Raw genomic sequence first — 24,935 nt, 5'->3', positions numbered from 1 at the left:
CAGATTGACCGGCGTGGCTGTAGACGAGCTGTGATCCTCCTGCCAACGCGGTTCGGTACGACGGCCGGGCTACCGCGGCTTGGCCAGCGGGAACGGCAGCGTCTCGCGGATGCTGCGCCCGGTGATGAGCATGACGACGCGGTCCACACCCATGCCGAGGCCCCCTGTCGGCGGCATCGCGTACTCCATCGCCTGAAGGAAATCCTCGTCGAGTTCCATCGCCTCCGGGTCCCCGCCCGCGGCGAGCAGCGACTGCTCCTGCAACCGCCGGCGTTGCTCCACCGGATCGGTCAGCTCGCTGTAGGCGGTGCCCAGCTCGACGCCGTAGGCCACCAGATCCCACCGCTCGGCCACCCCCGGGATGCTTCGGTGTGGACGGGTCAGCGGCGAGACCGACGTCGGGAAATCCTTGTAGAACGTCGGTTCCCGGGTCTGATCCTCGACCAGGTGCTCATACATCTCCAGGACCACCGCACCGGCGTCCCAGTGCGTCAGGTACGGGATCCCCGCCCGGTCACACAGCCGCCGCAGCGTCGCCAGGTCGGTATCGGGGCCGATCTGTTCACCGAGCGCCTCCGACACCGCGCCGTGCACCGTCTTGACCGCCCACTGCCCGGAGATATCCACGGGTTCGAGCACACCGTCCTCGCGGGGCCGCATGAACACGTGCGCGCCGTTGGCCGCCTGCGCGGCGTTCTGGATCAGCTCCCGGCAACCGTCGATCCACACCTGGTAGTCGGCGTGCGCCTGATAGGCCTCCAACAACGTGAACTCGGGATTGTGGCTGAAGTCGACACCCTCGTTGCGGAACGCCCGGCCGAGCTCGAACACCCGCTCGACACCGCCGACGCACAACCGCTTCAGGTAAAGCTCCGGTGCGATCCGCAGATATAGGTCGAGGTCGTAGGCGTTGATATGGGTCAGGAACGGCCGTGCATTCGCGCCGCCGTGTATCTGCTGCAGGATCGGCGTCTCGACCTCCAGAAAGCCCTTGTCCACCAAGGTTTCCCGGATCGCGTGTAACACCCCGCTGCGCGCCCGGATCAGATCCCGGGCTTCGGTGTTGACGGCGAGGTCGACGTAACGGGCACGCACCCGCGCCTCTTGATCGGTGAGCCCCTTCCACTTGTCGGGCAGTGGACGCAGGCACTTGCCGGTCAGCCGCCAGGCCGTCGCCAGCAGTGACCACTTGCCCGAACGGCTGTGGCCCATCGTCCCGGTGACCTCGATCAGGTCGCCGAGGTCGATGGTGCGGGTGAAGTCGGCGGTGGTGCCGTCTGTGAGCTGTGAATTGTCCAGTACCAGCTGGATTTCGCCCGACCAGTCACGCAGCTGGGCGAACAACACACCGCCATAGTCACGCAGCCGCAGCACCCGGCCCGCCACGGTGACTTCGGCGCTGCTCGCGGCCGCCAAGGCGTCGGTGACGGTGTGGCTCGGCGGGTTGCCCACGGGATATGCGTCCACGCCCTGGGCCTGCAGGGCCTTGAGTTTGGCCATCCGGACCCGCACCTGCTCGGGCAACCTGGGCTGCTCCTCGTCGGCCGGAGCGGCCTGCAGGCCGATCCCGTCGGGTGCCGTGCCGTCGCTGTGCAACAGGCCGGTGGCCATCAGCGGGTCCGGCGCGGCGATGTGGTGGCCGGTGTGCGGTTGGTCGTGGCGCCGCGAAAAGGGAAGCACCAGAAAGCCTTCGGCGATCACCGACGCCACCCCGACGCGGGGCACCAGCCGGGCGTCCTCGTAGCATGCGTACCGCGGCACCCACTCGGGCTGGTACTTCATATTGGACCGGTACAGCGTCTCCAGCTGCCACCAGCGCGAGAAGAACACCAGCAGCCAGCGCCACAGTCGCGCCACCGGACCGGCGCCCAACTGTGCGCCCTGCTCGAACGCGGAGCGGAACATCGCGAAATTCAACGAGATCCGGGTGACGCCGATGTCCTCGGACTGCATGCACAGTTCGCTGACCATCAGCTCGATGGTGCCGTTGGGGGAGTGCGGGGAACGGCGCATCAGGTCCAGCGACACCCCGTTGCCGCCCCACGGGACCAGGGACAGCATCGCGACGACCTGACCGCCCTGGACCGCCTCGACGAGCAGGCAGTCCCCGTCAGCCGGATCACCGAGCCGTCCCAGCGCCATGGAGAAGCCCCGTTCGTCCTCGGTGTCCCGCCAGGCGTCGGCGCGTTCGATCGCCGCGTTCATCTCGTCAGCGGACAACTCCCGGTGCCTGCGGATCCGGACGGTGGCCCCGGAACGCCGTGCGCGGGTGACGGCCTGGCGGACCGCCCGCATGTCGGGGCCCGACAGCCGGAAGTTCTCCGGATGCAGGATCGCCTCGTCCCCGAGTTGGAGTGCGCTGAGCCCGGCATCCCGGAACGCCTGCGCCGCCGCCGAGCTCGCCCCCATCACGCCGGGGGCCCAGCCGTAGGTCTGGCAGAGCTTCAGCCACGCCGCGATGGCCTGCGGCCAGGCCTTCGGATCACCCACCGGGTCCCCACTGGCCAGGCACACACCGACCTCTACCCGGTAGGTGATCGCGGCGCGTCCACTCGGGGCGAAGACGACCGCCTTGTCGCGCCTGGTGGTGAAATAACCCAGTGAGTCGTTCTTGCCGTACAGCTCCAGCAGGCCGCGGATCGCCGACTCGTCCTCGCCGGTGAGCGCGTTCTCGGCGCGCTGCGACTGAAACAGCACGATGGCCGTCACCATCAGGGCCACCGCTCCGAAAAGACCGAGCAGCGCGTTGACGAACACGTGCGGATGCCCGCTGAACGAATCGGCGTCGGCGCCGGCGAACGCGGTGACGCGGTTCAGCGCGTACCAGAACCGGTCCGGGCGGGCCAGAGATCCCGGGAACAGCTCAAGCAACCCCCAGCCGACGAGCGTGCCGACGGCCATGCCGGCAACCAGCGTGGCGGCCGCCTTGAGCAGTGCGCCGCGACGGACCCGCGCCCAGAACTCCTTGCGGGCCAGCAGCAGGAACGCGATCGCGGCCAGATGGAAGCCCAGACCGATGATCTCGCCGACTTCCTGGAACCAGCGCTCACCTCCGTCGGCGAGACCGGCAATGTTCCAGCCGGCCGCCGCGACCATGTAGCCGACGAGGATCCACCACGCGATGCGTTTGCGCGCGGCCAGCGCGGCGGCCAACAGAGCCAGCACGAACGCCCAGGCGAAACTGGTGTCGGGAAAGTTGAAGATGTAGTCGTTGACCCACTCGCGCGGCACCCGGATCAGCGACCGGACCAACGGTGAGATGCTGGCCACCAGCGACAACGTCGCGATCACACCCACGATCCAGCCGGCCGCTGCGGGCACCCAGCGGTGACTGGACGTCGGATGTGCCCGGACGAGGCTGGTTGGGGGCATAGGGCGCGAGGATATTCGCTCGGCCTGTGACTTGCGGGGATGTCCGGCGGGGATGTCCGGCGGTGCTACCAGACCGGGCCGGTGTATTTCTCGCCCGGACCGCGTCCCGGCTCGTCGGGTGCGGCGCTGGCCTCACGGAACGCCAGCTGCAGCGTCTTCAACCCGTCGCGGACCGGGCCGGCGTGCGGGCCGAGGTACTCCGCCGAAGCGGTGACCAGCCCGGCAAGCGCGGTGATGAGGCGGCGAGCCTCGTCGAGGTCGAGGTACGGGCTCTGTTCGGGGTCGGGGTCCGACAGCCCGAGCTTCTCGGCGGCGGCACTCATCAGCATCACGGCCGCGCGGGTGATCACCTCGACCGCGGGTATGGTCGCCAGTTCGCGCACCTCGGCCGATCCGGCGAGGTCTTCGACGCCGTCGGATTCGGGGATGTCAGAGCTATCGGTCATGCCTGCTAGACTGGCATGCGCGACCGTCCCGGCTGACGCCAGGGACAGCAAGTGGAGTCCCAACTCCCACCGCCGGCCACGGGCTATCCGAAGGCTACGCGGTCCGGTCACAGGCATCGACGATGTCTGTCCTGGTCGGCTTTGGGCCCTGCTTCGAGCAGGGCTTGTCTGTTTCTCGGGAACAGCGCGCCGGCGGTGATGGGGTTCCGCGAGGACAGCAGGAACTATCCAGGGAGGCCCCATCAGCACTGAGACCCGCGTCAACGAGCGCATCCGCGTACCTGAAGTCCGCCTGATCGGACCGGGCGGTGAACAGGTAGGCATCGTGCGCATCGAAGATGCACTCCGCGTCGCCGCGGATGCCGATCTCGACCTTGTCGAAGTAGCCCCGGACGCCAAGCCGCCGGTGTGCAAGATCATGGACTACGGCAAGTTCAAGTACGAGACGGCCCAGAAGGCGCGCGAGTCTCGCAAGAACCAGCAGCAGACCGTCGTCAAGGAACAGAAGCTGCGTCCCAAGATCGACCCGCATGACTACGAGACCAAGAAGGGTCACGTCATCCGCTTCCTGGAAGCCGGGTCCAAGGTCAAGGTGACGATCATGTTCCGCGGACGCGAGCAGTCGCGGCCCGAACTGGGTTTCCGGCTCCTGCAACGCTTGGGCGCCGATGTCGCCGATTACGGCTTCATCGAGACGTCCGCCAAGCAGGACGGCCGCAACATGACGATGGTGCTGGCGCCGCACCGCGGTGCGAAGACTCGCGCCAAGGCGGCGCAGGATGCCGACACCCCGTCGGCGCGGCGCGGCGACGCGCAGTCCGGCGAAGCACCCACCGACACACCGAAGAACTGAGGAAACATGCCCAAGGCGAAGACCCACAGCGGCGCTTCGAAGCGGTTCCGTCGCACCGGAACCGGCAAGATCGTCCGTCAGAAGGCCAACCGCAGGCACCTTCTTGAGCACAAGCCGTCCAAGCGCACGCGTCGGCTCGACGGCCGCACCACGGTGTCGCCCAGCGACGCCAAACGCATCGCGAAGATGCTCAACGGCTAGAGCCGCAGCCGACTGAAGCCTGAATCTGACCCCACCGAGATAGGAAGACCCCCATGGCACGCGTGAAGCGCGCACTCAACGCGCAGAAGAAGCGGCGCACCGTACTGAAGGCCTCGAAGGGCTACCGCGGACAGCGGTCCCGGCTGTACCGCAAGGCCAAGGAACAGCAGCTGCACTCGCTGACCTACGCCTACCGTGACCGTCGCGCCCGCAAGGGCGAGTTCCGCAAGTTGTGGATCTCGCGCATCAACGCCGCCGCCCGCGCCAACGACATCACCTACAACCGGCTGATCCAGGGCCTCAAGGCCGCTGGTGTCGAGGTCGACCGGAAGAACCTCGCCGAGATCGCCGTCAGCGATCCGGCCGCCTTCACCGCGCTGGTCGAGGTCGCCAAGGCCGCGCTGCCAGAGGATGTCAACGCTCCGTCGGGCGAGGCTGCCTGACCCTCACCGAGCGTTCTGCCCGGGTGGTGGCGGCAGTCAAACTGCACCGCCACACCGGGCGCCGCCGCGCCGCACGTTTCCTCGCCGAAGGTCCCAACCTCGTCGAGGCAGCGATGCGGCGCGGTCTCGTTCACGAGGTTTTCGCCACCGAGACCGCCGCGGAGCGATTCACCGCGCTGCTGGGAAGCGCGCCGGTGCACCTGGTGTCGGACAAGGCCGCAAAAGCCTTGTCCGACACCGTCACTCCGGTCGGCCTGGTCGCGGTCTGTTCGATGCCGGAAACGAGCCTCGACGATGTGCTGGCCGCCGACCCCACACTGGTCGCGGTGCCGGTCGGCATCTCTGAGCCGGGCAACGCGGGCACACTGATCCGCGTCGCTGACGCGATGGGCGCCGACGCGGTGGTGCTCGCCGGCGACAGCGTCGACCCCTACAACGGCAAGTGCCTGCGCGCCTCGGCGGGCAGCATCTTCTCGGTCCCGGTGATCAGCGCGCCGGACGCGGCAGGTGCCGTCGCCCGGCTCAGGGATTCCGGCCTTCAGGTCCTGGCGACGGTGCTCGACGGCCAGGTCAGCCTCGACAAGGTGGATTTGTCGGTCCCCACGGCGTGGCTGTTCGGTCCGGAAGCCCACGGGCTGCCCGCCGAAGTCGTCGAACTCGCCACCGCCGGAATCCGCATCCCGATGCCCGGTCACGCCGAGAGCCTCAACGTAGCCTCCGCGGCAGCGATCTGCTTGTACCAGAGCGCACGAGCCCGCGACCATCTCTGAACCTTCCTACGTCCGGGGTGGTCCGTACGCCGCCGCCTGGCCGTTGCCGGAACCGCACGAGGCCTTCTTACACAGATCCGGCACGGCGTTGCCGCCTGGCGGACAGGTCGGCTTGGTGTCACCGCTGAACGCGTCCTGATCATGATCGTTCCTCGGATTCACGAGGTATCCGGCAGGGATCTAGTCCCTGGATCCAGGCCGAAAATGGACCCGTTGGTCCATTGTTGAAAAGTTTGCTGATTCGTAGCCTCGGAGACTAAGGGGAAACTTTCTACACGGGGGCGGGTGGGGACCATGAAGCGCTTGGTCACATTCATCGGGATCATCGGGGTGGCGTTTGCGCCGGCCGTCGCGAACGGCGCGACGGCACTGCTGGTCGGGGGCAAGGGAGGTTATGCCGAACTGACCGACGAGCAGATGTCGACCGCGTTCGGCGGCTTCTTCGGCGAGTACACCCGCGTCAGCGTGCCGTTCCCGGGCACCGACGACTTCGTGTACTCGGTGGAAATGGGAACGCAGAGCCTCTACACGGCGGTGGTCGACACGCTGAGGGACAAGCCCGACGAGCTCATCACCATCGGTGGCGTGTCGGAGGGTGCTCCCGCCGTCGACCGGGTCGTGCGCATGTTGATGGCTCTCGAGCCCGACCAACGCCCAGATCCCACGCGCTTCAACGTGATGATCTACGGTGCGCCGAATCCCCTGATGATGACCGTCGGCGGCATCCCGTATCAGCCGCTGCCGGAGACCCCTTACCACGTCATGGTCGTGATGGCCGAATACGACGGCGTCTCGGACTGGCCGGACAATCCGTTCAATCTGCTGGCCGTGCTCAACGCCGTGATGGGCGGCGTCGACCTGCACGTCAAGGCGGCCTGGACCGACATCTTCACTGTGCCGACGAAGTACTACATCGACGCCAACGACGCCGGCGGCAGCCTCACCACGGTGCTGATCCAGACCCCGCTGCTCCCGCTGCTGCGGCCGATGCTCGACTGGGGCTTCGACCCGCGGTTCGTCGACTTCATGGACGACCTGTTGAGGCCGATCATCGACTCTGCCTACAACCGGCCCAAGTGGACGGTCGGTATTCCACCGAACCTGGATGACCTGCAGCTGTCCACGCGAGCGGCCGAGGAGCTGACCGGGTCCACGGTTACTCCGCAGCTGACGATGTCGCAGCCCGGTCCTGAAGAGAGCGGGGCGTCCCAGCGATCCCTCGGTCCCGCGCCGGCGGGCGAGACCACCGGGCAGACCGGACCCGTCGCACAGACCGGTGACGTGAACAACGACAGCCAGAAGCTGATCGAACGGTCGGCCGGAAGCGTCCCCACCGTCGTCTTCGAACCCGAAGTCCAGCCCGGGACCCAGGCGCACACCCCGGAGCAGAATCCGTCGCAGGACGGCACGAAACCCACCGAGGACAACGAGTTGCCGGGCGGAGAAATCGAAGCGGAGCCGGGCGACGACAGCGGGGGCAACGACGGTGACAACGACGCCGGGGCGAACGACGTCGGCGGCAACGACACCGGGAATGACGGCGGCGACAACAGCGGCAATGGCGGCGGCAGCGGTGACGACGGCAACAACAGCGGGAACGACGGCGGCAACGGTGACAACAACACCGGCAACGACGGCGGCGCCGACGGTTAGCCGCTGAGCAGCCCCCGGGCCACGTGGGTGATCTGGACTTCGTTGCTTCCCGCGTAGATCATCAGGGACTTGGCGTCCCGGGCGAGCTGCTCGACGCGGTACTCGGTCATGTAGCCGTTGCCACCGAACAACTGCACGGCCTCCATCGCGACGTCAGTGGCGGCCTGCGAGCAGTACCACTTGATCGCCGACGCCTCCGCCAGGGAGGTCGGGGTGCCGGCCTGTGCAGACTCGATGACGCGGAACAGCATGTTGCGCACGTTCATTCGCGCGACTTCCATGTTGGCCAGCTTGAGCTGGATGAGCTGGAACTGACTGATCTCCTGGCCCCACAACTTGCGGCTCTTGGCGTAGTCCACGCTCAGCCGCAGACACTCCTCGATCACGCCGAGCGCCATGGCCGCCACACCGATGCGCTCGGTCGAGAAGCTGGAGCGGGCGCTGTCCCTGGAATCTTGGGCGTCGCCGCCGCCGGACTCGGTCTCACCGAGCAGCCGGTCGCGTCCCAGGCGCACGTTGTGGAAGAACAGTTCACCGGTGCGTGACGAGTGAATGCCCATCTTGCGGAACGGCTTGGACTGCTCGAAGCCGTCCATGCCCTTGTCCAGGACGAAGGTCAGGACCTTGCGGTCGCGTTTGTCGGCGCCGTCACCCTCGTCCAACTTGGCGTAGACCACCACCACGTCGGCGTCCGGACCGTTGGTGATGAACGTCTTCTGCCCGTTCAGGATGTAGTCGTCGCCGTCTCGCACCACGTAGGACTTCATGCCGCCGAACGCGTCCGAGCCGGAATCGGGCTCGGTGATCGCCCACGCGCCGATCTTCTCGTAGGTCACCAGGCCGGGAAGCCAGCGTTCCTGCTGAGCCAGCGTGCCGCGGCTCTGAATCGTCGGCACGGTCAGGCCCAAGCTCACGCCCATGCCGGTCACCAGACCCATCGACACCCGGCACAGCTCGCTGATGAGCACGAACCCCATGCCGGGCGAGCCGCCGCCGAACATGCCGCCACCGGATTTCGCCGGTCGCTCGTCGCCGTCACGCAAGCGGTTGAGGCGTTTCTCCAGCGACTCCTTGGCCATCGCGTCGATCCCGAAGGTCGAGAACAGCTTTCGGATGATGGGGTAGGGCTCCAGCCCACCGCTCTCGAGCTCGTCGAGGTGCGGCCGGATCTCCTTGTCCACGAACTCCCGTACAGCGTCGCGCACAGCGATGTCGACGTCAGACCATTCGAGCATGCGTTCAGGCTGCCTTACCCGATCCGCGACGGTTGACAGCCGGTCGGCGTGCCCCGGCCAGAGAGCCCGCCAGAAAAAACGTGGTATGAACCAGCGCGCCGACGCGAGTCAACAAAGATTTCTGCGGCGGAAGGTAGTGCATCGGCATGTGGCGCCGGTCCCGCGGCGGGGCCATGAACCCTGGGGCCTCCACCAGCGGAGCGTCGGCGGGGATCTTGCCCTCGGCGCGGCGGTAGGCCGCGACCGCACGGGGATGGAGCCGGATCTCGTCGGGCACGGCGAGGAACGCGAGCTCGACCAGCTTGCCGAACAGGCGAAGCACGATCTCGTCGCCCGGTGTCCACCGCATGCCGGCCCGCTCGCGCACGGCGGGGTCGAAAACGCCTGCGGCAACCCAGCGTTGGGCGCCGAGCATCGGTTTGAAGATCTGATCCCAGAGGGGGGTGGGCATCATCACGAACCACGGCTTGGGGATCCGCATCGAAAAGATGTCCAGTGTGGCCTGGTTGATCTCCAGCTCCTCGCGGCATTTGCGGTCCCAGTACTCGCAGAATGCCTCCCAGGACTCGGGGACCGGCTGCATGCTCATCCCGTACATCCGGTACCACTGCACGTGCTCCTCGAACAGCTGCTCCTTCTCGGCTTCGGTCAGGCCGCCGCAGAAGTACTCGGCGGTCTTGATGATCAGCATGAAGAATGTCGCGTGTGCCCAGTAGAACGTCTCGGGGTGCAGTGCGTGGTACCGACGGCCCTCGGCGTCGACGCCCTTGATGGTGTTGTGGAAGCCGCGGATCTGGGCTCCCGTCTGCGCGGCACGGTCACCGTCGTAGACCACGCCCATGATCGGATACACCGAGCGCGCCACCCGCTGAAGGGGTTCGCGCAGCAGGATTGAATGGTCCTCGACACCGGCGCCGAGTTGCGGATACATGTTCTGGATGGCACCGATCCAGACGCCGAGTATGCCGGTACGGACGTCACCGAAGTACTTCCACGTCAGCGAATCCGGGCCCAGCGGGTGGGTCGCCGAGGTCGTCGAGGAGCGCTCTGAGAGACACCCGTCGGGGGACCCCGCGGAAGACTCGAAGGGAGCCGCGGGGGAATCTGCCATCGCCGTTGATCGCACCTGTTCCACGATAGGCGCTGACAACGACCGTTGTCTATGAATCGGAAGGGGCCCGGGGCCGCTGGATTAGGCTTGCGCCGTGGACGCGGTCGGCTGGTTGAAGGGCGTGAATCACCACGACGGCCTCATCGCGTTTCTTCGTCGCACCCGGCGGGCGTTGCCGGGGGATCCCGACTTCGGGGATCCGCTCTCGGCCAGCGGTGTCGGCGGCCCCCGGGCCGCCGCCCGGGCCGCCGACCGCATCCTGGAACGCGATGCGGCGACCCGCGAGGTGAGCCTGGGGGCATTGCAGGTCTGGCAGGCACTGACCGAGCGTGTCTCGGGTCGCCCGGCCAACGCCGAGGTGACGCTGGTGTTCACCGATCTGGTGGGCTTCTCGGCGTGGTCGCTGCGGGCCGGCGACGACGCCACCCTGCGCCTGCTGCGGCGGGTGTCTCAGGTGGTCGAACCGCCGCTGCTGGAATCCGGCGGGCACATCGTCAAGCGCATGGGCGACGGCCTGATGGCGGTGTTCGCCGACCCCACCACCGCGGTGCGGGCCGCCATCGCCGCCCGACAGGCGGTCAAAGCGCTTGACCTCGACGGGTATACGCCGCGGATGCGGGTCGGGATCCACACCGGCCGTCCGCAGCGCATCGGCTCGGACTGGCTCGGCATCGACGTGAACCTGGCGGCCCGGGTAATGGAACGCGCCACCCGCGGCGAGCTGGTGGTCTCCGAAGCGACCCTGGAACGCATCCCCGACGAGGAATTCCAGACGCTGGGCGTCTCGGCCCGGAAGCTGCGCCGACACGTCTTCGCCGCGCGGCAGGACGGCGTGCCGGCCGACTTCGCCATGTACCGCCTCAGAACTCTGCGGCAGGCACCTGGCGGCGAGGACGACGAGGCCGCCGCCGGAGAGTGATCGCGCGCGAAGCGCCCGGCGACGCATCGCCTATGATCGCCGGGTGGCTGAGCAGCCAGTAGACCTATCAGACCAAGCGCTGGCCGACGCCGTCAGCGCGGTTCGCCGCGCGTTCGACCAGGCCTCGACCCTCGACGAGCTCGCCAAGGCCAAGACCGAGCACCTCGGCGACCGTTCGCCGATCGCGCTGGCACGCCAGGCCCTGGGATCTCTGCCGAAGGCCGACCGTGCCGACGCGGGCAAGCGGGTCAACGTGGCGCGCACCGAGGCGCAGGCCGCCTACGACGAGCGCCTGGCCGTCCTTCGCGCCGAGCGTGACGCCGCCGTCCTGGTCGCCGAGCGTATCGACGTCACCCTGCCGTCGACCCGTCAGCCGGTGGGAGCGCGGCACCCGATCACGATCCTGGCCGAGAACGTCGCCGACACGTTCGTCGCGATGGGCTGGGAACTCGCCGAGGGTCCCGAGGTCGAGACCGAGCAGTTCAACTTCGACGCGCTGAACTTCCCGCCCGATCATCCGGCCCGCAGCGAGCAGGACACGTTCCATGTCGCACCGGAAGGTTCGCGGCAGGTGTTGCGCACGCACACCTCACCGGTGCAGATCCGGGCGCTGCTGGAACGCGAGCTACCGGTGTACATCATCTCGATCGGGCGCACCTTCCGCACCGACGAGCTCGACGCCACCCACACCCCGGTGTTCCACCAGGTCGAGGGTCTGGCCGTGGACAAGGGGCTGACGATGGCCAACCTGCGCGGCACGCTCGACGCGTTCGCCCGCGCTCAGTTCGGCCCGCAGGGCCGCACCAGGTTCCGGCCGCACTTCTTTCCGTTCACCGAGCCGTCCGCGGAGGTTGACATCTGGTTCCCGAACAAGAAGGGCGGACCCGGCTGGGTCGAGTGGGGCGGCTGCGGGATGGTGAACCCGAACGTGCTGCGCGCCTGCGGTATCGACCCGCAGGTGTATTCCGGCTTCGCGTTCGGCATGGGCCTGGAGCGAACCCTGCAGTTCCGCAACGGCATCCCCGACATGCGCGACATGGTCGAGGGTGACGTCCGATTCTCGCTGCCGTTCGGGGTGGGAGCCTGATGCGTCTTCCGTACAGCTGGCTCCGCGACACCGTGCAAGCCGGCGCACCGGGCTGGGACGTGCCCGCCGACGAGCTCGAGCAGACACTCATCCGGATCGGCCACGAGGTCGAAGAGATCATCCCGGTCGGGCCCGTCAGCGGGCCGCTGACCATCGGTCGCGTCGTCGAAATCGAAGAGCTCACCGAGTTCAAGAAACCGATACGCGCGGTCAAGGTCGATGTGGGGTCGTCGGGCATCCGTGACATCGTGTGCGGGGCAACCAATTTCAATGTCGGCGACCTGGTCGTGGCGGCCCTGCCCGGCACCGTGCTTCCCGGCGATTTCACCATCGCGACGCGCAAGACGTACGGGCGCACTTCCGAGGGCATGATCTGCTCGGTGTCCGAACTCAACCTCGGTACGGACCACTCCGGGATCCTGGTGCTGCCGCCGGGGACCGCCGAACCGGGCACTGCCGCTGCCGACGTCCTCGGCCTCGACGACGTGGTGTTCCATCTCGCGATCACCCCGGACCGGGGCTACTGCCTGTCGGTTCGCGGCATGGCGCGCGAGATCGCCAATGCCTACGACCTCGAGTTCGTCGACCCCGCGGATGTGCCCCCACTGCCCGCCGACGGCGAGGCGCTGCCGGTCACCATCGACGCCGGCACGGGAGTGCAGCGGTTCGGTCTGCGCCCGGTCACCGGGATCGACCCACAGGCGGTGTCGCCGTGGTGGCTTCAGCGCAGATTGCTGCTCAGCGGAATCCGGGCGATCTCTCCGGCGGTCGACGTCACCAACTACGTGATGCTCGAACTCGGCCACCCGATGCACGCTCACGACCGCAGCCTGATCACCGGCGGATTCCGGGTGCGCTTCGCCGAGCAGGGGGAGAAGGTCGTCACCCTCGACGATGTCGAGCGCACGCTCGATCCGGTCGACGTGCTGATCGTCGACGACGCCGCGACCGCGGCGATCGGCGGTGTGATGGGGGCGGGGACCACCGAGGTGCGTGAGTCCACCACCGACGTCCTGCTGGAGGCGGCGGTCTGGGACCCTGCAGCGGTGTCGCGCACTCAACGCCGGCTGCGCCTGCACAGCGAGGCGGGCCGGCGCTACGAGCGCACCGTGGACCCGGCCGTCTCGGTCGCCGCGCTGGACCGGTCGTCGAGGCTGCTCGCCGAGATCGCCGGTGGCACAGTCGAACCCACGCTCACCGATTGGCGCGGCGATCCGCCTCGCGAGGACTGGACGCATCCGCCGGTGAGCATGCCGGTCGATCTGCCGGACCGAACCGCCGGCGTCGCGTACCCGGAGGGCACCGCCCGCAAGCGGCTGACCCAGATCGGTGCCGCGGTCGTCGTCGACGATGCGACGCTGACCGCGACCCCGCCCAGCTGGCGGCCCGACATCCGGCAGCCCGCCGATCTGGTCGAGGAGGTGATGCGTCTCGAAGGATTGGACGTCATCCCGTCGGTGCTGCCCGCCGCCCCGGCCGGCCGCGGCCTGACGGCCGTCCAGAAGCGTCGGCGCGCCATCGGAAAGTCGCTGGCTCTCAACGGTTTCGTGGAGATTCTGCCCACTCCGTTCCTGCCCGCGGGAATCTTCGACCAGTGGGGGCTGGAAGCCGGCGATCCGCGCCGGAACACCGCCGAGGTGCTCAACCCGCTCGAGTCGGACAGGCCGCACCTGGCCACCACTCTGTTGCCGGGACTGCTCGAAGCGTTGACCCGCAACGTCTCCCGGGGTGCCGCCGACGTGGCGCTGTTCGCGATCGCGCAGGTGGTGCAGCCGAGCGCCGAGACCAAGGCCGTGGAGCGCATCCCGAACGACCGGCGTCCCACCGACGACGAGATCGCCGCGCTGGACGCATCGCTGCCTCGCCAGCCCCAGCACGTCGGGGTGGTGCTGGCCGGACTGCGTGAACCGGCAGGGCCGTGGGGCCGGGGGCGTCCCGTCGAGGCCGCCGACGCCTTCGAGGCCGTGCGCATCATCGGCCGCGCCGCCGGCATCGAGTTCACCTTCCGGGCCGCCCAATACCTGCCGTGGCATCCCGGTCGATGCGCGGAGATCCTGGTCGGCGACGTCGTCGTCGGGCACGCCGGGCAATTGCACCCGGCGGTCGTCGAACGATCCGGCCTGCCCAAGGGGACCTGCGCGGTCGAGATAGATCTCGACGCGGTGCCGCTTCTCGAGCGTTTACCGGTGCCGGCGGTGTCGCCGTTCCCGGCGGTGTTCCAGGACATCGCCTTGGTCGTGGACGAGGACGTCGCGGCGCAGAGCGTGGTGGACGCGGTGCGGACCGGGGCCGGCGAGCTGCTTGAAGACGTCCGGATCTTCGACGTGTACACCGGTCCACAGATCGGCGAGGGGCGCAAGTCGCTGGCGTTGGCGTTGCGGTTCCGCGCGCCGGACCGCACGCTCACCGAGGAAGAGGCCAGCGCGGCCCGCGAGGCCGCGGTGGCGGCGGCGGCCGATGCGGTGGGCGCTGCCCAGCGCCGCTGAGGTCAGTAGGCGGGTAGGTCGAACCCTGCTGCCGCGCATCGCCTCTGGTGGCTCTCCCGCAATCGGTGGAAGGCCGACATGTCGCCGTCGGATCTGGCGATGAGCGCACGCAGCCGCAGTACCGGAAGTTCATTGAGGACGAAGCCGTCGTCGGTGGGGATCGCCGCGAGACGCTGGACTGCAGCGATCGCTTCGGCCCGATCCCCTTCGGCGCCGCGGGCGAGCAGCGACTCCACCAGTACCGTCGTCGCGACGCCCATGGAGAGCACCTCACCGCTGTGTGACATCTGCGCGATAGCGCCGCGGCTGAGATCTATGGCGTGTCCTAGCTCCCCGGCCCGCGCCGACACCAGGGCCAGGGCAGGATCGACGAGGGCGACCGCATTCAAGGTGAATCCGCCGGTGGTGACCGATTCACGAGCCTGCCGAAGCAGGACGGTGCCCTCCTCTCCAGGATCGCGTCCATGGACCAGCACCAAGCCCCGGGCGATACGCGCCAGCGCAAGGGTGTGCCGGTCACCTGCCTGCTCGGCGACCGACAGCGCTTCGGCTGTCTGCCGACGGGCGACGCGGTCTACCTTCAACGCGCCTACCGGCACCGCGAGGATGTACTTGTACAGCACGGACGAGACGCGGCTCGTCGGATCGAGATGCCTCGACAGGGCGATCGCTGCGTCACCATCAGTTCGCCACCCGTCGATGCCCAGGCACAGACGGTAGAGCCCCCGCATCCTGATGGCGCTCACCAAGGGAGAGCCGAAGAGCACGTTGCCCTTTGCCACATCGTCTGCGGCAAGTCCGATCACCTTTTCTGCCAGCCGTAGCGCCTCGCGGAGCCGGCCGACCTCCGACATGGCATAGGTGATCGCCGGCAGGAGGCCGCAAGTCAGTGCCGGATCGCCGACCGACTCGATCAACGACTGGAGGTCGACGGTCAGAGCCAGAGCCTCCCGGTGCCGGTGCTGGCCGGTCAGACCCATGATCATGCCGGCGGTGCCGATGGCAAGGGACCGGTCGTCACCCGAGGCGGTGCACAGCGCCCGCAGGTCGTCGAACCCGGCGTCGGAAAGGTTCCCGCCGGTCTTGGACACTTCAGTGCACAAGCGGGTCAGAACCGTCGTCAAGATCCTCGCCCGGTCGGGGTCGCTCTCGGGCAAGCCGGTCGCCGCAGCGCGAGCCCGTTGCCAACTGGCCCAGGCTGCGGCGCGGTCGCGACGCTGGAGCCAATTTCCGGCCCGCATGTGCCATTCGCAGGCTGCGCGAAGATCGCCGGCGGCGTGCAGGTGCTCGGCGATCATCGCCGCGTGCTGATCCGCCGTCACTGCATCGGTCTGCGCCAGCGCGCCTGCGGCCCGGCGGTGCAGTCGGTTGCGGGTGGACCGCAACTGCGATTCGTAGGCGACGGCCCGCACGACCGGGTGGCAGAAGACGAATCCGGTCGACGCAACCGTGGGCGCGGGTTCGACGAGCTCGGCCTGACACAGTTCGGCAACAGCAGCGGACGTCGGCACATTGTCGAGAAGGGCTCCCACAACGCTTGCGTCGACGTGCATTCCGACCACAGCGCCGGCATAGAGCACCGACTTGGCAACAGCGCCGAGGCGGTCGATCCGAGCGGCGACCGTCGCTTGCAGCGTTGGCGGCACCGGGATTTCGGCGAGCGGATGGGTGCACCGGTAGTGTCCGCGGCTACCCTCTATGACACCGCGCTCGGCAAGATCGCGCACGATCTCGTGCACAAAGAACGGGTTGCCGGAGGATTTCTCGACGATCTGATCCGTCAGCGCACTCACTGTGGGGTCGGTGCCCAGCATGGCCGTGACCAGCGCCGAGGTTTCCGAACCCCGCAGGGGTTGCAGCATCAGCGACGCCGTGCCCGGGATCTCGGCGAGGATGCCCGAGTACTCGGGCCGATGGGTGATCAGCAGCAAGGCGTGCGCGTGGCCCAGCGCGTCAGCGAGTTCGCCGAACATCGATTCGCTCGCGGTGTCGATCCAGTGCGCGTCCTCGACCAAGTACACCGTCGGCGCCTCACAGGCGAGCAGACACCGTTGAACCAGTGCGGTCATCCGGCGCAGCCGCGCTTCCGGTGTGATGTCGGGAAGAGGCGTCGACGCATCGCCTATGCCGAGCAGGTCGTCGAGCAGCAGAAGATCGCCGGTGTCGGCCCCGGGACAGGCGGCACGCACGCGGGCCCTGGCTCTGGCCGGTGGGTCGTCGGCGACGGCGAGCACCGTCCGTAGAAGTCTTGCCACGGCCCCCGCGGAGACATGCCGTGTGTGCGCTTCGCAATAGGTTCCGTACACAGCCATCTCTCGCGCGGCGGCGATTCGGCACGCCTCCCGGGCCATTCGGGTCTTGCCGATCCCAGCGGGCCCTACGATGCGCGTCACGCCGCCGCGGCCACCGACAGTGCGGTCAAGAAGTGCGCCGATGGTGTCCACCACCTCGGATCTTCCGACGAGGGGCTCGCCGTGGCCCGGAGGGGGCACGGGGTCGTCGGGCACCGCCAGCAGGCGGCGGACCGGGAACGGAACCGATTGCCCTTTGATGGCAACGCTTTCGGGTGGCCCGAGAGTGGCAGAGCGTTCGACCAGCCGTGCGGTGGACCCGCTGAGCATGACACCGTCGGGTGGCGCGACCGATTCCATCCGTTGGGCCAGGCCGACGTGTTCGCCGATGGTGGTGTACCCGAGCGTTCCGACCCCGATCTCCCCGGCGATCACCTGTCCGGAGTTCAGTCCCACCCGCAGTTGCAGCTCGATGCCGTCGCGAGCGCGCACCTCCTCGGCCACCTGACGTGTCTGCGCACACACCGCGAGCGCGGCTCGACATGCGCACAGGGCGTGATGCTCCATCGCGATCGGCGCCCCGAACACCGCCATCAATCCGTCGCCGGTGAACTGACTGACAACCCCACCGTGACGTTGCACGATCTCAGTCGCCCGGCCCACCAGCTCGGCCATGATCTCGCCGAGACGTTCGGGGCCCACTGTTCGTGCGATCGCCATCGATCGCACGACGTCGGCGAACATGACGGTCACCTGCTTGTATTCTGCGTCGGAACCGCTCGGTGCCCGCGCGCCGCAACCGTCGCAGAAGCGTGCCCCGGGACGCAGCGACAATCCGCACGCGCGGCAGGAATACGGTTCCATCGGAACCTCCTGCAGCGATCGGACCGAGTGGAATCAGCGTAAGCTGTGGAACCGTCGCCGGGGCCGCAGACCACCGGTAATGAATTTGCAGTTTTGTGCATAACCATGCATGATTTCGGCATGACATCCGTCGCGGTCGCCGGTGCCAGCGGTTATGCCGGGGGAGAGATTCTGCGTCTTCTGCTCGGTCATCCGGCCTACGCGGACGGCAGGCTGACCATCGGCGCGCTGACTGCGGCCTCCAGCGCCGGAACGACGCTCGCCGAGCACCACCCGCACCTGCTGCCCCTGGCCGACCGCACGCTCGAGCCGACCGAAGCCGACGTGCTGACCGGCCACGACGTGGTTTTCCTCGGCCTGCCACACGGGCACTCGGCCGCCCTGGCCGCGCAGCTCGGCCCGGACGTCCTGATCGTCGACTGCGGCGCCGACTTCCGGCTCACCGACCCCGCCGCCTGGCAGCGGTTCTACGGTTGCGAGCACGCGGGCAGCTGGCCCTACGGGCTGCCCGAGCTGCCCGGGGGCCGGGAGCGGCTGCGGGGCGCGAAGCGCGTCGCGGTGCCCGGCTGCTATCCGACCGCGGCGCTGCTCGCGCTGTGGCCCGCGCTCGCCGGAGGGCTCGTCGAGCCCGCCGTGACCGTGGTGGCCGTGAGCGGCACCTCCGGGGCGGGCAGGTCGGCCAAGGTCGATCTGCTCGGCGCGGAGGTCATCGGATCGGCACGGGCGTACAACATCGGGGGCAAGCATCGGCACACCCCCGAGATCGCCCAGGGGCTTCGCGCTCTCACCGGCGCGGACGTCACCGTGTCGTTCACCCCGGTGTTGATCCCCACCTCGCGCGGGATACTGGCGACCTGCACGGCGCGCACCGACGCGACGGTGTCGCAACTGCGGGCGGCCTACGAGAAGGCTTATACCGATGAACCTTTCGTCTACCTGCTGCCCGAGGGTCAGCTGCCCAAGACGGGTGCGGTGATCGGCAGCAACGCCGCGCAGCTCGCCATCGCGGTCGACGAGGACGCCTCGACGTTCATCGCCGTCGCCGCCATCGACAACCTCGTGAAGGGAACCGGAGGAGCAGCAGTGCAGTCGATGAACCTCGCGCTGGGCTGGCCCGAGACCGAAGGTCTCTCGACTGTCGGAGTGGCTCCATGACACAGCTGCTGCGCACCCAGGGCGTCACCGCGCCCGCCGGCTTCCGGGCCACCGGCATCGCCGCGGGGATCAAGGCCTCCGGCAACCTGGATCTGGCGCTGGTGTTCAACGAAGGCCCCGACCATGCGGCCGCGGGCGTGTTCACCCGCAACAAGGTCAAGGCCGCGCCGGTGCTGTGGTCGCAGCAGGTGCTGACCACCGGGCGACTGCGCGCAGTCATCCTGAACTCCGGGGGCGCCAACGCGTGCACCGGTCCCGGCGGATTCCAGGACACCCATGCCACCGCCGAGGCGGTCGCGTCCGCGCTGTCGGACTGGGGCACCGAGACCGGCGCGATCGAGGTCGCCGTGTGCTCGACCGGCCTGATCGGCGACCGGCTCCCGATGGACAAGGTACTGGCCGGCGTCCGGGAGATCGTGCACGAGATGGCCGGCGGACTCACCGGTGGTGAGGAAGCCGCACGGGCCATCATGACCACCGACACCGTGCCCAAACAGGTTGCGCTGCACCACGACGACAAGTGGACGGTCGGCGGGATGGCCAAGGGCGCCGGCATGCTGGCCCCGTCGCTGGCCACGATGCTCTGCGTCATCACCACCGATGCCGTCGCCGATTCGCAGGCTCTGCAGGCGGCGCTGAGGAACGCGGTGTCACGCACCTTCGATCGTCTTGACATCGACGGCAGCTGCTCGACCAACGACACCGTCCTGCTGCTGTCCTCGGGGGCCAGCGAGGTGACGCCCAGCCAGCAGGATCTCGACGACGCGGTGCTGCGGGTGTGCGACGACCTGTGCGCTCAGCTCCAGGCCGATGCCGAAGGTGTCACCAAGCGGGTGCTGATCACCGTCACCGGCGCCGAGAGTGAGGACGACGCGCTGACCGCCGCGCGGGTGATCGCCCGCGACAGCCTGGTCAAGACCGCGCTGTTCGGCTCCGACCCCAACTGGGGACGGGTGCTGGCCGCGGTCGGCATGGCGCCGGTGAAGCTCGATGCCGAGCGGATCACCGTGTCCTTCAACGGTTCTCCGGTGTGTGTGAACAGCGTCGGCGCACCGGGAGCGCGTGAGGTCGATCTGTCGGGTGAACAGATCGCGGTCGTGGTCGACCTCGGTGTCGGTTCGGGGGCGGCGTCGATCCGCACAACAGATCTGTCCCACGCGTACGTCGAAGAGAATTCGGCATACAGCTCATGACCGTCACCACCTCGGACAAGGCGGCGGTGCTCGCCGCCGCGCTGCCGTGGCTGACCGCACTGAACGACAAGATCGTGGTGGTCAAGTACGGCGGCAACGCGATGACCGACGACAGGCTCAAAGCGGCGTTCGCCGCCGACATGGTCTTCCTGCGCAACTGCGGAATCCACCCCGTGGTGGTGCACGGCGGCGGGCCCCAGATCTCGGCCATGCTCAAGAAGCTGGGCATCGCAGGCGATTTCAAGGGCGGTTTCCGGGTCACCACCCCTGAGGTGCTCGACGTCGCCCGGATGGTGCTCTTCGGTCAGGTCGGCCGCGAACTGGTGAACCTGATCAACGCGTACGGCCCCTACGCCGTCGGTATCACCGGTGAGGACGCGCACCTGTTCACCGCGGTACGCCGCACCGTGATGGTCGACGGGGTGGCCACCGACATCGGACTGGTCGGCGACGTCGAGAAGGTCAACACCGACGCCGTGCTGGACCTCATCGACGCCGGCCGCATCCCGGTTGTGTCCACGATCGCCCCGGACGCCGCCGGGCTGGTGTACAACATCAACGCCGACACCGCCGCCGCCGCGCTGGCCGAGGCGCTCGGCGCCGAGAAGCTGCTGATGCTGACCGACGTCGAGGGGCTCTACACCCGCTGGCCGGACCGCGATTCCCTGGTCAGCCAGATCAATTCGGACGCATTGGCCGACCTGCTGCCCAGCCTGGAGGAGGGCATGGTGCCCAAGATCGAAGCGTGCCTGCGCGCCATCGACGGCGGCGTGCCCAGCGCGCACGTCATCGACGGCCGAGTCGAGCACTGCGTGCTCGTCGAACTGTTCACCGACGAGGGAGCGGGCACGAAGGTGGTGAGCGCGTGACCGACGGAAACCTGCTGGACCGCTGGTCGACGGTGATGATGAACAACTACGGCACCCCGCCGCTGGCGCTGGCGGCCGGCGACGGCGCGGTCGTCATCGACACCGACGGCAAGTCCTACGTCGACCTGCTCGGCGGTATCGCGGTCAACGTGCTGGGGCATCGCCACCCCGCGGTGATCGAGGCGGTGACCCGCCAGCTGAACACGCTGGGCCACACCTCGAACCTGTACGCCACCGAACCCGGTGTCGCGCTGGCCGAGTCGCTGGTCGGGCTGCTGGGCGCGCCGGCGAAGGCGTTCTTCTGCAACTCCGGCACCGAGGCCAACGAGGTCGCGTTCAAAATCACCCGGCTCACCGGTCGCACGAAACTGGTTGCCGCCCAGGGCGCGTTTCACGGACGGACGATGGGATCGCTCGCGCTGACCGGGCAGCCGTCCAAGCAGGCGCCGTTCGAACCGCTGCCCGGCTACGTGACCCACGTGCCCTACGGCGATGTCGACGCACTGCGCGCCGCGGTCGACGACGACACCGCCGCGGTGTTCTTCGAGCCGATCATGGGGGAGGGCGGCGTCGTCGTCCCGCCGGCCGGCTACCTGGCGGCCGCGCGCGAGATCACCACCGCGCACGGCGCGCTGCTGGCGCTCGACGAGGTGCAAACCGGTATCGGCCGCACGGGCGCGTTCTTCGCCCACCGGCACGACGGCATCACCCCCGATATCGTGACGCTGGCCAAGGGTCTCGGCGGCGGGCTGCCGATCGGGGCGTGCCTGGCCGTGGGCGCCACCGCCGAACTGCTCACGCCCGGCCTGCACGGCAGCACCTTCGGTGGCAACCCGGTGTGCACCGCCGCGGCCCTGGCGGTGCTGAAGGTGCTCGCCGACGAAGGACTGGTGGAGCGCGCCGACGTGCTCGGCAAGACGATCGCCCACGGCATCGAGGGACTCGGCCATCCGCTGGTCGACCACGTCCGCGGCCGCGGGCTGCTGCTCGGCATCGTGCTCGCCGCCGACGCCGCCAAGCTCGTCGAAATCGCGGCACGCGAAGCGGGTTTCCTGGTCAACGCCGCGGCGCCGGCCGTCGTCCGGCTGGCGCCGCCACTGGTGATCACCGAGACCCACGTAGCGACGTTCCTGTCGGCACTTCCCTCCATCCTCGACCAGGCGGTACAGGAGACACCCCGATGACCCGGCACTTCCTCCGCGACGACGACTTCTCGCCCGAAGAGCAGGCCGAGGTGCTGGCACTGGCCGCCGAGCTCAAGACGGACCGCTTCAGCCGCCGGCCGCTCGAAGGGCCGCGCGGGGTGGCGGTGATCTTCGAGAAGAACTCGACTCGCACCCGCTTCTCGTTCGAGATGGGCATCGCCGAGCTGGGTGGGCACGCCGTCGTGGTCGACGGCCGCAGCACCCAGCTGGGCCGCGAGGAGACCCTCGAAGACACCGGGCAGGTGCTGTCCCGCTACGTCGACGCGATCGTGTGGCGCACCTTCGCCCAGGAGCGCCTGACCGCGATGGCGTCGGGATCCCGCGTGCCGATCATCAACGCGCTCTCCGACGAGTTCCACCCGTGCCAGGTGCTGGCCGACCTGCAGACGCTGGGCGAACGCAAGGGCGCGCTGAAAGGGTTGCGGCTGAGCTATTTCGGCGACGGCGCGAACAACATGGCGCACTCGCTGATGCTCGGCGGGGTGACCGCGGGCATCGACGTCACCATCGCCGCGCCGCGGGGTTTCGAGCCGCACCCGATGTTCGTCGCCGCAGCCGAGACCCGGGCCCACCAGACCGGGGCCACGGTCACGCTCACCGACGACCCGGTGCAGGCGGCCTCCGGCGCCGACGTGCTGGTCACCGACACCTGGACCTCGATGGGGCAGGAGAACGACGGCCTCGACCGGGTGCGGCCGTTCCGCCCGTTCCAGGTCAACGCCGACATGCTGGCCCGCGCGGATTCCGAAGCCGTTGTGCTGCACTGCCTCCCCGCGCACCGCGGCCACGAGATCACCGACGACGTGATCGACGGGCCGCAGAGCGCGGTGTGGGACGAGGCCGAGAACAGGCTGCACGCGCAGAAGGCACTGCTGGTGTGGTTGCTGGAGCGGGCGGGGGTCGGGCGGTGACGGCGGCCGGCACCCGCGCGGGCCGGCAGGCCCGCATCGTCGCGCTGCTGTCGTCGCAGTCGGTGCGCAGCCAGGGTGAGCTGGCCGCGCTGCTGGCCGACGAGGGTATCGAGGTCACGCAGGCGACGCTCTCGCGCGACCTCGAAGAGCTCGGCGCGGTCAAACTGCGGGGCGCCGACGGCGGTGTCGGCGTCTACATCGTCCCCGAGGACGGCAGCCCGGTGCGAGGTGTCGCGGGCGGCACCGAACGCGTCACCCGGCTGCTCGGAGATCTGCTGGTGTCCACCGACTCCAGCGCCAACCTCGCCGTGCTGCGCACGCCGCCGGGCGCCGCGCATTACCTGGCCAGCGCGCTGGACCGGGCCGCGCTGCCGTACGTGGTGGGGACCGTCGCCGGTGACGACACCATCCTCGTGATCGCCCGCGAACCGATGACCGGCGCCGAGCTGGCCGCCACCATCGAGAACCTTTCACAAGCCTGAAGCAGTTCAACAGAAGGAGTTTCGTTATGTCCGAGCGCGTCATCCTCGCGTATTCCGGCGGTCTGGACACCTCGGTGGCGATCAGCTGGATCGGCAAGGAGACCGGCCGTGAGGTCGTCGCGGTGGCCATCGACCTCGGCCAGGGCGGCGAGGACATGGAAGTGGTGCGGCAGCGTGCGCTGGACTGCGGCGCCGTGGAGGCCGTCGTCGTCGACGCCCGCGACGAGTTCGCCGAGCAGTACTGCCTGCCGGCCATCCAGTCCAACGCCCTCTACATGGACCGTTACCCGCTGGTCTCGGCGCTGAGTCGGCCGCTGATCGTCAAGCACCTCGTCGACGCGGCCCGTGAGCACAGCGGCGGCATCGTCGCCCACGGCTGCACAGGCAAGGGCAACGACCAGGTGCGCTTCGAGGTCGGATTCGCCTCGCTGGCGCCGGACCTCGAGGTGCTGGCTCCGGTGCGCGACTACGCCTGGACCCGCGAGAAGGCCATCGCGTTCGCCGAGGAGAACGCGATCCCGATCAACGTGACGAAGCGGTCACCGTTCTCGATCGACCAGAACGTCTGGGGCCGGGCCGTGGAAACCGGCTTTCTGGAACACCTCTGGAACGCGCCGACCAAGGACGTCTACGACTACACCGAGGATCCGACGGTCAACTGGAGCACCCCCGACGAGGTGATCGTCGGCTTCGAGAAGGGTGTGCCGGTCTCGATCGACGGCAACCCTGTCACCGTGTTGCAGGCCATCGAGCAACTCAACGAGCGGGCCGGCGCCCAAGGGGTGGGCCGCCTGGACGTGGTCGAAGACCGCCTCGTCGGCATCAAGAGCCGCGAGATCTACGAGGCGCCCGGCGCCATGGTCCTGATCACCGCGCACACCGAACTCGAGCACGTCACCCTGGAGCGCGAACTCGGCCGGTTCAAGCGCACCACCGACCAGAAGTGGGGCGAACTGGTCTATGACGGACTCTGGTTCTCCCCGTTGAAGACCGCGCTGGAGTCGTTCGTCGCCAAGACACAGGAGCACGTGTCCGGCGAGATCCGGCTGGTGCTGCACGGCGGCCGCATCGCGGTGAATGGACGCCGGAGCCAGGAATCTCTGTACGACTTCAACCTCGCCACCTACGACGAGGGCGACACCTTCGACCAGTCCGCGGCAAAGGGTTTCGTGCACGTGCACGGACTGTCGTCGAGCCTGTCGGCGCGCCGGGACCTGGCGGGCAAGTGACCGCGCGCGGCACCGCGGCGACGGGGGCACACGCATGAGTTGCCCTGTGTCAAGCCGCCCTGGGTTGATCCTGGTTGATCAGCTTTTGGAGGGCCCTGTGTTGGGTGGGATCGTAGGCGACTTCGTCGTGCCAGCAGTGCCAGAGGATGTAGAGCCAGGC

20 protein-coding genes are annotated in these 24,935 nt (G+C 68.5%); 15 read left to right on the top strand and 5 right to left on the bottom strand.

Annotated features, from left to right (window positions below):
* Positions 1-69 precede the first annotated feature (69 nt).
* Together lysX and ACXMYJ_RS19900 are read right to left on the bottom strand one after the other, a co-directional pair.
* On the bottom strand, positions 70-3,387 hold the full coding sequence (lysX, locus tag ACXMYJ_RS19905) for a bifunctional lysylphosphatidylglycerol synthetase/lysine--tRNA ligase LysX (RefSeq protein WP_460358651.1): 3,318 nt from the start codon (positions 3,385-3,387) through the stop codon (positions 70-72).
* A 50-nt stretch (positions 3,388-3,437) separates the two neighbouring features.
* Positions 3,438-3,818 carry a DUF1844 domain-containing protein gene (locus ACXMYJ_RS19900; RefSeq protein WP_460358632.1) on the bottom strand — a complete coding sequence of 127 codons (381 nt, stop codon included), beginning with the start codon at positions 3,816-3,818 and terminating at the stop codon, positions 3,438-3,440.
* Positions 3,819-4,059: 241 nt separating this feature from the next.
* Between ACXMYJ_RS19900 and infC the strand changes: the two genes are divergently transcribed.
* From infC to ACXMYJ_RS19875, 5 genes are all read left to right on the top strand, one after another.
* A complete protein-coding gene (infC, locus tag ACXMYJ_RS19895; RefSeq protein ID WP_260758105.1) occupies positions 4,060-4,671 on the top strand; it encodes a translation initiation factor IF-3 in 612 nt (203 codons plus the stop codon).
* A gap of 6 nt (positions 4,672-4,677) precedes the next feature.
* Complete coding sequence (gene rpmI / locus ACXMYJ_RS19890) at positions 4,678-4,872, top strand: 50S ribosomal protein L35 (RefSeq protein WP_260752385.1); 195 nt, start codon at positions 4,678-4,680, stop codon at positions 4,870-4,872.
* Between the two features lie 53 nt (positions 4,873-4,925).
* Entirely contained in the window at positions 4,926-5,315 is a 390-nt protein-coding gene (gene rplT, locus ACXMYJ_RS19885) for a 50S ribosomal protein L20 (protein WP_011780528.1), read from the top strand.
* Positions 5,316-5,338: 23 nt separating this feature from the next.
* Positions 5,339-6,085 (top strand): TrmH family RNA methyltransferase, encoded by a 747-nt coding sequence (locus ACXMYJ_RS19880; RefSeq protein ID WP_443186630.1) that lies wholly within the window; start codon positions 5,339-5,341, stop codon positions 6,083-6,085.
* 294 nt (positions 6,086-6,379) lie between these two features.
* Positions 6,380-7,738, top strand: a complete 1,359-nt coding sequence (locus ACXMYJ_RS19875) for a PE-PPE domain-containing protein (protein WP_460358628.1) — start codon at positions 6,380-6,382, stop codon at positions 7,736-7,738.
* On the opposite strand, the gene ACXMYJ_RS19870 is transcribed toward ACXMYJ_RS19875, so the two are convergent.
* Positions 7,735-8,973 (bottom strand): acyl-CoA dehydrogenase family protein, encoded by a 1,239-nt coding sequence (locus ACXMYJ_RS19870; RefSeq protein WP_443186633.1) that lies wholly within the window; start codon positions 8,971-8,973, stop codon positions 7,735-7,737. The two genes, ACXMYJ_RS19875 and ACXMYJ_RS19870, sit on opposite strands and share 4 nt — an antisense overlap.
* A gap of 4 nt (positions 8,974-8,977) precedes the next feature.
* Positions 8,978-10,084 carry an oxygenase MpaB family protein gene (locus tag ACXMYJ_RS19865; protein ID WP_443186634.1) on the bottom strand — a complete coding sequence of 369 codons (1,107 nt, stop codon included), beginning with the start codon at positions 10,082-10,084 and terminating at the stop codon, positions 8,978-8,980.
* A gap of 94 nt (positions 10,085-10,178) precedes the next feature.
* Here ACXMYJ_RS19865 and ACXMYJ_RS19860 point away from each other — a divergent pair, with 94 nt between their 5' ends.
* Genes ACXMYJ_RS19860 through pheT form a run of 3 tightly spaced genes read left to right on the top strand, consistent with a single transcriptional unit; the run spans position 10,179 to position 14,576 of the window.
* Positions 10,179-11,003 (top strand): adenylate/guanylate cyclase domain-containing protein, encoded by an 825-nt coding sequence (locus ACXMYJ_RS19860; RefSeq protein ID WP_460358625.1) that lies wholly within the window; start codon positions 10,179-10,181, stop codon positions 11,001-11,003.
* Between the two features lie 43 nt (positions 11,004-11,046).
* A complete protein-coding gene (gene pheS / locus ACXMYJ_RS19855) occupies positions 11,047-12,090 on the top strand; it encodes a phenylalanine--tRNA ligase subunit alpha (RefSeq protein WP_443186636.1) in 1,044 nt (347 codons plus the stop codon).
* Positions 12,090-14,576, top strand: a complete 2,487-nt coding sequence (gene pheT / locus ACXMYJ_RS19850) for a phenylalanine--tRNA ligase subunit beta (RefSeq protein WP_443186637.1) — start codon at positions 12,090-12,092, stop codon at positions 14,574-14,576. Before pheS ends, pheT begins: the two co-directional genes overlap by 1 nt.
* Positions 14,577-14,578: 2 nt before the next feature.
* Here the strand turns inward: pheT and ACXMYJ_RS19845 are convergent, their stop codons facing one another.
* Positions 14,579-17,731, bottom strand: coding sequence for an ATP-binding protein (locus tag ACXMYJ_RS19845; RefSeq protein ID WP_460358622.1), 3,153 nt, complete (start codon positions 17,729-17,731; stop codon positions 14,579-14,581).
* A 120-nt stretch (positions 17,732-17,851) separates the two neighbouring features.
* Here ACXMYJ_RS19845 and argC point away from each other — a divergent pair, with 120 nt between their 5' ends.
* The 7 genes from argC to ACXMYJ_RS19810 are packed head-to-tail and all read left to right on the top strand — an operon-like array spanning position 17,852 to position 24,775.
* Positions 17,852-18,886 carry an N-acetyl-gamma-glutamyl-phosphate reductase gene (gene argC, locus ACXMYJ_RS19840; RefSeq protein WP_460358620.1) on the top strand — a complete coding sequence of 345 codons (1,035 nt, stop codon included), beginning with the start codon at positions 17,852-17,854 and terminating at the stop codon, positions 18,884-18,886.
* Positions 18,883-20,079 (top strand): bifunctional glutamate N-acetyltransferase/amino-acid acetyltransferase ArgJ, encoded by a 1,197-nt coding sequence (gene argJ / locus ACXMYJ_RS19835; protein WP_396884541.1) that lies wholly within the window; start codon positions 18,883-18,885, stop codon positions 20,077-20,079. The genes argC and argJ overlap by 4 nt, the downstream gene beginning before the upstream one ends.
* Complete coding sequence (gene argB / locus ACXMYJ_RS19830; RefSeq protein ID WP_260752411.1) at positions 20,076-20,948, top strand: acetylglutamate kinase; 873 nt, start codon at positions 20,076-20,078, stop codon at positions 20,946-20,948. Before argJ ends, argB begins: the two co-directional genes overlap by 4 nt.
* Positions 20,945-22,132 (top strand): acetylornithine transaminase, encoded by a 1,188-nt coding sequence (locus tag ACXMYJ_RS19825; RefSeq protein ID WP_460358617.1) that lies wholly within the window; start codon positions 20,945-20,947, stop codon positions 22,130-22,132. Before argB ends, ACXMYJ_RS19825 begins: the two co-directional genes overlap by 4 nt.
* Complete coding sequence (gene argF / locus ACXMYJ_RS19820; RefSeq protein WP_260752412.1) at positions 22,129-23,064, top strand: ornithine carbamoyltransferase; 936 nt, start codon at positions 22,129-22,131, stop codon at positions 23,062-23,064. Before ACXMYJ_RS19825 ends, argF begins: the two co-directional genes overlap by 4 nt.
* Positions 23,031-23,546 (top strand): arginine repressor, encoded by a 516-nt coding sequence (locus ACXMYJ_RS19815; RefSeq protein WP_460358615.1) that lies wholly within the window; start codon positions 23,031-23,033, stop codon positions 23,544-23,546. The genes argF and ACXMYJ_RS19815 overlap by 34 nt, the downstream gene beginning before the upstream one ends.
* 26 nt (positions 23,547-23,572) lie before the next feature.
* Entirely contained in the window at positions 23,573-24,775 is a 1,203-nt protein-coding gene (locus ACXMYJ_RS19810) for an argininosuccinate synthase (RefSeq protein ID WP_460358613.1), read from the top strand.
* Positions 24,776-24,935 lie beyond the last annotated feature (160 nt).

It is taken from the genome of Mycobacterium sp. ZZG (genome assembly GCF_054786995.1).
This window is presented reverse-complemented; position numbering and strand designations above follow the sequence as displayed.

Excerpts from the sequence above, each read along its gene's own strand:
- argJ (WP_396884541.1), top strand. The coding sequence starts at position 18,883 with ATGACACAGCTGCTGCGCACCCAGGGCGTCACCGCGCCCGCCGGCTTC.
- ACXMYJ_RS19845 (WP_460358622.1), bottom strand. The coding sequence starts at position 17,731 with ATGGAACCGTATTCCTGCCGCGCGTGCGGATTGTCGCTGCGTCCCGGG.
- ACXMYJ_RS19865 (WP_443186634.1), bottom strand. The coding sequence starts at position 10,084 with ATGGCAGATTCCCCCGCGGCTCCCTTCGAGTCTTCCGCGGGGTCCCCC.
- argF (WP_260752412.1), top strand. The coding sequence starts at position 22,129 with ATGACCCGGCACTTCCTCCGCGACGACGACTTCTCGCCCGAAGAGCAG.
- pheT (WP_443186637.1), top strand. The coding sequence starts at position 12,090 with ATGCGTCTTCCGTACAGCTGGCTCCGCGACACCGTGCAAGCCGGCGCA.
- argB (WP_260752411.1), top strand. The coding sequence starts at position 20,076 with ATGACCGTCACCACCTCGGACAAGGCGGCGGTGCTCGCCGCCGCGCTG.
- rpmI (WP_260752385.1), top strand. The coding sequence starts at position 4,678 with ATGCCCAAGGCGAAGACCCACAGCGGCGCTTCGAAGCGGTTCCGTCGC.
- argC (WP_460358620.1), top strand. The coding sequence starts at position 17,852 with ATGACATCCGTCGCGGTCGCCGGTGCCAGCGGTTATGCCGGGGGAGAG.
- rplT (WP_011780528.1), top strand. The coding sequence starts at position 4,926 with ATGGCACGCGTGAAGCGCGCACTCAACGCGCAGAAGAAGCGGCGCACC.
- ACXMYJ_RS19810 (WP_460358613.1), top strand. The coding sequence starts at position 23,573 with ATGTCCGAGCGCGTCATCCTCGCGTATTCCGGCGGTCTGGACACCTCG.
- ACXMYJ_RS19870 (WP_443186633.1), bottom strand. The coding sequence starts at position 8,973 with ATGCTCGAATGGTCTGACGTCGACATCGCTGTGCGCGACGCTGTACGG.
- ACXMYJ_RS19900 (WP_460358632.1), bottom strand. The coding sequence starts at position 3,818 with ATGACCGATAGCTCTGACATCCCCGAATCCGACGGCGTCGAAGACCTC.
- ACXMYJ_RS19875 (WP_460358628.1), top strand. The coding sequence starts at position 6,380 with ATGAAGCGCTTGGTCACATTCATCGGGATCATCGGGGTGGCGTTTGCG.